2 protein-coding genes and 1 pseudogene are annotated in these 1,650 nt (G+C 65.0%); 1 reads left to right on the forward strand and 2 read right to left on the reverse strand.

What is annotated here, in order from left to right; all coding sequences use genetic code 11:
- A pseudogene (locus MSZK_RS32770) lies at nucleotides 1-65 on the reverse strand (hypothetical protein); the annotation flags it as partial.
- Nucleotides 66-325: 260 nt separating this feature from the next.
- On the opposite strand from MSZK_RS32770, the gene MSZK_RS01145 reads away from it, so the two are divergent.
- Complete coding sequence (locus MSZK_RS01145) at nucleotides 326-589, forward strand: hypothetical protein (RefSeq protein WP_142389825.1); 264 nt, start codon at nucleotides 326-328, stop codon at nucleotides 587-589.
- Nucleotides 590-620: 31 nt separating this feature from the next.
- Here MSZK_RS01145 and MSZK_RS01150 read toward each other — a convergent pair whose 3' ends face one another.
- Nucleotides 621-1,463, reverse strand: coding sequence for an SHOCT domain-containing protein (locus MSZK_RS01150; RefSeq protein WP_099243976.1), 843 nt, complete (start codon nucleotides 1,461-1,463; stop codon nucleotides 621-623).
- Nucleotides 1,464-1,650 lie beyond the last annotated feature (187 nt).

Genomic DNA, 1,650 nt, shown 5'->3' on the forward strand with positions numbered 1-1,650 from the left:
TGGCCGCGCGCGGCACCGGTCACGAATGCCACTCGTCCTTCAAGCGTCCCCGACGATGTCGTCATCAATGGTCCTTTCGATCAGTCCCCGCCAGGCTAGCAAGCCGGCTGAAACGTGTTCTAGGAACCAGACCAGGCCAGGCCAACCGGGATCTGCAGACGGTGTTTGCCTGCCGTAGGGCCCGGGTATGGCTGGTCGGCGAGCCGCGGCCTTCACAGTGCCGGCAGACGCAGGTGGTGAACAGGCACCCCGCGCAGGCTCGCCCCGCAGTGGGCCCCAGACACTGGGCCGCTGCGCAACACCCGATCTGGAAGTAGGGAGCAGCATGCTGATGACCCATGTGCCCACTCGTCGTCTTGCACCGGCGTTGGTCGCCGGTACCTTCGCCGCCGCGCTGATCGCAGGACCGGTTGCGGCCGCCGCGCCGCAGGATTGCACCATTCCACAGACGTCCACCTCGATCTGCGAGACCTCCGGCAACCAGGCCAACCCACCTTCCGGCCCCACTCAGGGCGGTGGAGATGCCGGCGATCAGAACGGTTCGTACGGCCCCAGTGGCAACACCCCTCCGGTGGGGGGCGGGAGCTGATCCCGCTCCGCCCAGGCGATTTGGAGTGCCGCTAGAGCTCGGACAGAATCTGCTGGCGCTTGGCGGTGTACTCGGCCTCGGTGATCGCTCCGGTCGCACGCAAGGTCTCGAGTTCCTGTAACCGCTGCGCCGTAGACACTTGCGGCATCGGCGGCGGCACGTACGCCGGCGGTGTGGCCGCGGGCGGGGCAGTCGGAGCAACGGGCTGTCCCGCCGCGGCGCGCCGCACGACGGCCATCACCTGCTGGCGCACAGCGGGATTGGACCGGATGTCGATCGTGCCATTCATCGGCACGTTGTTGGCCCGCAGAATCTGCATGATCTCCATGAGCGGTCCGGCCTGCCCGCGCAGATCGTAGGTCTTGTTGTCCTCGGCGAGAGTGAACTGCGCTGGTACCACGCCGGCGACCAAAGCGCTTGCATTCCAATCGATTTCATATTTCTGCGTCCCTGGCTCAACCAATGCGACCAGGTGATGGGCATTGAGGATCTGCATGCGTGCCGGGCTGGACGCCATCGTTTCCTGCGCGTCGAATCCCCCGTGGCCGGGCACGTCGAAATGCAGACTGACCTTGATCATCTGCTGGTCGTTGACGAACCAGGACGTGTCCGAAATGCCGGTGATCGCAGCCAGCACCAGCACACCGCGCTGGGTGAGTTCCTCATGCCGGGCCGCCGATTTCGCCCCCGCATTGGTCAACCACAGGGCGGCCAGCACGTCACCGGCGGTGATGAACAGTCCGGTCCAGAACATCCAACCGAGATACGGCCGCGCCATCTCACCGAGGGCGAAATAGACGATCAGGAAGATCGGTCCGACCAGGCCGCCAAACAGCAGCACCGTCAACTGCGCTTTGAGATACCGACCCAACATGTGCCATGTCCCTTCTCGGCCAGCACTACCGCGACTCAGCGTAGCCCCGTGGCCGCACGTTCGGACCTGATGCCGAAGCCCATGCTGGCAGTGACGCGGCTAGGTGTTCTTCACGGGTAGGTTGTGAACGCGTAGGCGCTCGATTGGTGTCATTCCGCCGATGCCGGTGTGGGGTCGGTGGTGATTG

The organism is Mycobacterium sp. shizuoka-1 (genome assembly GCF_002723835.1).
GTDB lineage: Bacteria > Actinomycetota > Actinomycetes > Mycobacteriales > Mycobacteriaceae > Mycobacterium.